The 4,489-nt window shown below is 54.8% G+C and carries 4 protein-coding genes; 2 read left to right on the top strand and 2 right to left on the bottom strand.

Annotated features, from left to right (window positions below; translation table 11 throughout):
- Positions 1-96: 96 nt before the first annotated feature.
- Positions 97-1,446: an MGDG synthase family glycosyltransferase gene (locus tag ABHR63_RS09870; RefSeq protein ID WP_346965320.1), complete on the bottom strand. Its 1,350-nt coding sequence runs from the start codon at positions 1,444-1,446 to the stop codon at positions 97-99.
- 69 nt (positions 1,447-1,515) lie between these two features.
- Here ABHR63_RS09870 and ABHR63_RS09865 point away from each other — a divergent pair, with 69 nt between their 5' ends.
- Positions 1,516-2,454 carry an NAD(P)/FAD-dependent oxidoreductase gene (locus tag ABHR63_RS09865; RefSeq protein WP_346965319.1) on the top strand — a complete coding sequence of 313 codons (939 nt, stop codon included), beginning with the start codon at positions 1,516-1,518 and terminating at the stop codon, positions 2,452-2,454.
- A 155-nt stretch (positions 2,455-2,609) separates the two neighbouring features.
- Positions 2,610-3,221, top strand: a complete 612-nt coding sequence (locus tag ABHR63_RS09860; RefSeq protein WP_171021459.1) for a DUF1836 domain-containing protein — start codon at positions 2,610-2,612, stop codon at positions 3,219-3,221.
- A 73-nt stretch (positions 3,222-3,294) separates the two neighbouring features.
- Here the strand turns inward: ABHR63_RS09860 and ABHR63_RS09855 are convergent, their stop codons facing one another.
- Entirely contained in the window at positions 3,295-4,161 is an 867-nt protein-coding gene (locus ABHR63_RS09855) for a DegV family protein (RefSeq protein WP_138112615.1), read from the bottom strand.
- Between the last annotated feature and the right edge of the window lie 328 nt (positions 4,162-4,489).

Genomic DNA, 4,489 nt, shown 5'->3' with positions numbered 1-4,489 from the left:
CCCTTATATCGTTCCACGCGCAGTTTCGCAGCGAAGCGAGAATGTTTGAGCATGGAATGATATAAGGGCGGCTCCGGCAGAGCGGCGGACATTCGACTAGCGGATATGCGCGGGCTTTCCGCCCCAGTAGAAGCGGCAGAAGGCTCGTTTGCGCTTTTGGGGTTTGCCTACTAGCTCCATGGTTGCGATGGCGATGTCCTCGGCTGCGTGGGGGCGGCGTAGTACTTCGCCGTTGATGAGTAGCGCTTTGAGCGACTCAGGGTGGTCGTGCAGGTGACGAAGCGTCACGATGAGCTCGCGTGCGGTGGTGACGTGCATGCTGGCGCCCATGCCGGTAAGCATCGTGGTGTTGGCCTTTTCCTGACCGTATGATTTGCCCAGCAGGATCATCGGCAGATGAGCGCACAGGCACTCGGTGACCGTGAGTCCGCCTGATTTGAGGATTGCCAGGTCGCAGCCGTGCATGAGGGCCGCCATGTCGTCCACGTAGTCCAGAACCGTGACGTTGTCGAGCTTCATGGCGTCGAAGAGCGTCTTGAGTCGGGCGGCGTATTCCTTATCCTTGCCCGGTAAAAAGACAAAGTGCATGTCCTCAAAGCTGCGTAAGAAGGGGAGCGTGTGGTCCATCGCGGCACGGAAACGCACGTATGGTTGGGGCAAACTGGCGCCGGCCATCACCAATACGACGGTTTTGTCTATGGGGAGATTGAACTTGCTCAGCTCTTCCTCGCGATCGTAATTTGAATCGAAACCGGCTCGGATGGGGACGCCCGTTATGCGGATCTTTGACTCGGGAACTTTGCGGGGGCGCAGCGTTTCGGCCATAAACTCGTTGGCCACGCAGAACAGGTCGGTGTCCTTGTGGGGCCAAAAGCCTTCGACTTCATAGTCTGTTGGTACGCAGATGACCGGATAATCGATACCCGTAATAACGCGGGCACCCACGGCAACATTGGCTGCTGTGATGTGCGTTGCGACCACGGCTATAGGCCTGCGGCGACGAATATATTCGTTGAAGGCGGGGAACATAATTCGCGACCATGCCGTGCCGCCACCCCAGAGAAGATGCCCCGTAAGCGTATATCGCCAGGTCAGGTCGTAAATGGGGCGTGTGGCTCCCGTAAAAGAAGCCGCGGTCTTATTGCCGTCGAATTTAATACGTCCAAAATCAAGGATATCGAGCACTTCAATTTCAATATCCTCAGGGATTCCCTTGGTGCCGCGGATAAGGTCAAATGCTTGTGCAATCGCGTTGGCGGCGGCTTTGTGGCCCGATCCAACTGATGCGTGCACAATGGTTACCAGGGGTTTTTGTGCAGGTAAAACGGTCATTTGCTCCGGTTGGGGAGTGGCTTGCATGGGCAGGGGAGCGCTATTGCTCGTCTGCGTTTGATCCATCGATAACTCCCCTTCAGCTTTGTTACGCGATTTATCATTGTAGTGCATGAGTGTCATGTTCACGTAAATTTGGGTATGAGCGCAAAGAACGACAACGTTTCGACGAGAGGATTCTTCATGACTACCGATCAGCCGATTGATGTTGCGATTATCGGTGGAGGCCCCGCGGGCTATGCTGCCGCCATTTACGCTGCGCGTGCCAACCTGACGACGACCGTGATTGAGCAGGGCATGTCGGGTGGACAGATCGCCACGACCAATGAGGTCGAGAACTATCCGGGCATTCCGCTCTTGAGTGGCGCCGAACTCGGCGAGCGTTTTCAGCAACATGCAGAGGGGCTGGGAGCGCAGGTTACATGGAGCATGGTTACGGGTATCGATTACGATGCCGATGCAGCGCTGTTTACGGTGCATCACGATATGGGCGATACGCTTGCCTCGAGCGTTATCGCTTGCATGGGTGCCACGCCGCGTCCGGCAGGTTTCGCTGGCGAGGATACCTATCGCGGTCGCGGCGTTTCGTATTGCGCGACGTGCGACGGCATGTTCTTTCGCGGCAAGCAGGTTTTTGTCATCGGCGGCGGCAATGCTGCCTGCGAGGAAGCTCTGTTCTTGTCAGAAATCGCCAGCAGCGTGACCATCGTTTTGCGCCGCGATCAGTTCCGTGCCCCCGATGGTGTGGTTCAAAAAGTTCTTGCAAAAGATAATATTTCAGTTAGGTACCAAACTAGTATTGTCGAGCTCTCGGGCGAAGCCATGCCAACGACGATTACCTTTAAGGACAATGCATCCGGGGAAACTCACACCGAGTCATTTGTCCCTGGCTCGTTTGGTATCTTTGTCTTTACCGGAACGCAGCCCCATTCCGAGCTCGTTGAGCATCTAGTCGATCTGGCGCCGGACGGCGGTATTGTTACTGATGATTCCATGGCGACCCGCACGCCAGGTCTATTTGCCGCTGGCGACATCCGTTCCAAGCGTTTACGCCAGGTTGTGACTGCCGTTTCTGATGGAGCCATAGCGGCAACGAGCGTATACGCGTTTCTCCGTGGATAAGTACGATAATATATCTTATGTAAGGTTGCTATCTTTAAAACAAAGTGGTTGGACGGTGCATCAATGTGCTGTCCAACCACTTTTACTTGCCGGCTATATGGTATGCAAAACTAGATAACCTAGAATACAATATAGCTAATGAACGGAGGATCCTTATGAACCACGCCAAACGCGTTATCCCGATGTCCGATACATCGGTCAGCATTAAGCCTGAGGATATTCAGCCCACTGTGCTGCCCGATGCATTTATTCAGTCCGATATCGTGCGCAAACTTAATACGTTGAGTCTGCCGCGCTATAACCAGTTGCCCAATGTGACGCTCTACCGCGACCAGGTTATTGAGTATGTTGCGCTGTGGATGGAGCCGCTGTCCATTTGCGTTGAGCAGCCTGTCATTACGCCATCGATGATCAATAACTACGTGAAGGTCGGCCTGGTGCCTGCTCCGGTCAAAAAGCAATATGGCCGCGAGCAGATTGCCCGCCTGATCGCTATCTGCATCTTTAAGCAGGTGCTACCTATTGCTGCGGTGCAGGCACTCTTTAACATTCAGCGTTTGAGCTACGATGCCCCGACGGCCTTTGATTATGTGGTCGATCAGCTCGAGGCATCGATTCGTTCGGCGTTTTCCGTCGAGCAGACGCCGGTTCCCGATACGGCGCATCAGGTAACGCGTGAGTCGCTGCTTGTGCGCAGCGCGGTTTCATCCTTTGTTTCGAAGGCTTACTTGATGAGCTATCTCAAGTTCAACGGGTTTAATAGCTAGCCGACGTATAAAACGGGCGGGACAAAGAGCCATCTGTCGCTTTGTCCCGCCCGTTTTTTTGCTTGGTTGGACTTTATTTGCCCGAAGCTACGCCCATGCCGTAGCCGATGATCAGGCCGTGCATCTCGGCGTAATAGGAATCCAGGCCGTTGCAGGGCATGATGATGGTCTTGGAGCAGGGCCAATGTTCGACTATGCGATCAGTAAGCGCCTGGGCTCCAGCTTCGTTCTCAACGTGATCGATGATGACCTCACCGCCCGTAAAGCCCTCGGCTTCCATAGTGTCGATGATCTTGTTGAGCATCTTCTTTTCGCCACGCGTGTGCCCGACGAGTTCGATTTTACCGGCCTCACTCGCCGTGCCCAAAATGCGGATATTGAGCTTGTTGGCAATGACGCCGGCTGCCTTAGGGATACGTCCGGCTTTGGCGAGGTTTTCGTAATTGCACAAACTGAAGAGGATTTTGCTGTTCTGTTCAAGGCTATCGAAGTATGCGCAAGCATCCTCGAATGAGACATTCGGATTGCTTGCAAGATAGCGGTCGAACAGCAAGAAAATGAGGTCCATTTTGCCGCCAGCTGCGCGTGAATTGACTAGATGAATCTGTCGGTCGGGCTCCTCGGCAAGAACCATATCGCGAGCCGTGGCTGCCGCGTTGTAGCTGCCCGACACGCCCTCAGAGATCGGCATGCAGATGGTCTTGTCTGCCAATTTGAAGAGCTCGGCCCACTCCCCCACGCTGGGACAAGCGCTCGAAGAGGCATTCGTCTCCGCCTGAACAGCGCAGTTGAGCTCATGAACATCGAGCGAAAGGTCATCGACGAATTCACGCTCCCCCACTCGAATTTTGAGGGGAGCAAATGCAAAGGTGGTATGGGGTGCGATCGGTTGCCAATCGCGGAGGTTGCAGCTTGAATCGGAGATAAGTGCCCAGCTCATAGAGGGTCCTTTCTAATCGTTCCCATTCAATTATAGCCATCTTGCAGACCGATTGGGCCGCTATCTAGTATTCAAAACTAGATAGCGGACTGCACCCTTGATTATCAACTTCATCCGAACACCTCCCACATTCATCCGCACATGTACGGATGAATGTGGGAACCCGATACCCTGAGGGCCGGACCGGCCGGCCCCGGGAGATCGGAGGACGGCATGTCCGGAAAGAAGAATAGGGGCTCCGCGAGGGCGGTCCCGAGGGCCTACGGAAGGCTCACGAGGCACGAGCGGGACACGGTCCAGAGGATGCTGGAGCGCGGGGCCTCGTGCA

The sequence above is a fragment of the Collinsella aerofaciens genome (assembly GCF_039752775.1).
GTDB lineage: Bacteria > Actinomycetota > Coriobacteriia > Coriobacteriales > Coriobacteriaceae > Collinsella > Collinsella aerofaciens_R.
The sequence above is the reverse complement of the archived record's forward strand: the minus strand, read 5'-3'. Positions and strand labels throughout refer to the sequence as shown.

Bases quoted from the DNA above. Each gene is read 5' to 3' on its own strand.
- ABHR63_RS09860 (WP_171021459.1), top strand. From the start codon at position 2,610: ATGAACCACGCCAAACGCGTTATCCCGATGTCCGATACATCGGTCAGC.
- ABHR63_RS09855 (WP_138112615.1), bottom strand. From the start codon at position 4,161: ATGAGCTGGGCACTTATCTCCGATTCAAGCTGCAACCTCCGCGATTGG.
- ABHR63_RS09870 (WP_346965320.1), bottom strand. From the start codon at position 1,446: ATGCACTACAATGATAAATCGCGTAACAAAGCTGAAGGGGAGTTATCG.
- ABHR63_RS09865 (WP_346965319.1), top strand. From the start codon at position 1,516: ATGACTACCGATCAGCCGATTGATGTTGCGATTATCGGTGGAGGCCCC.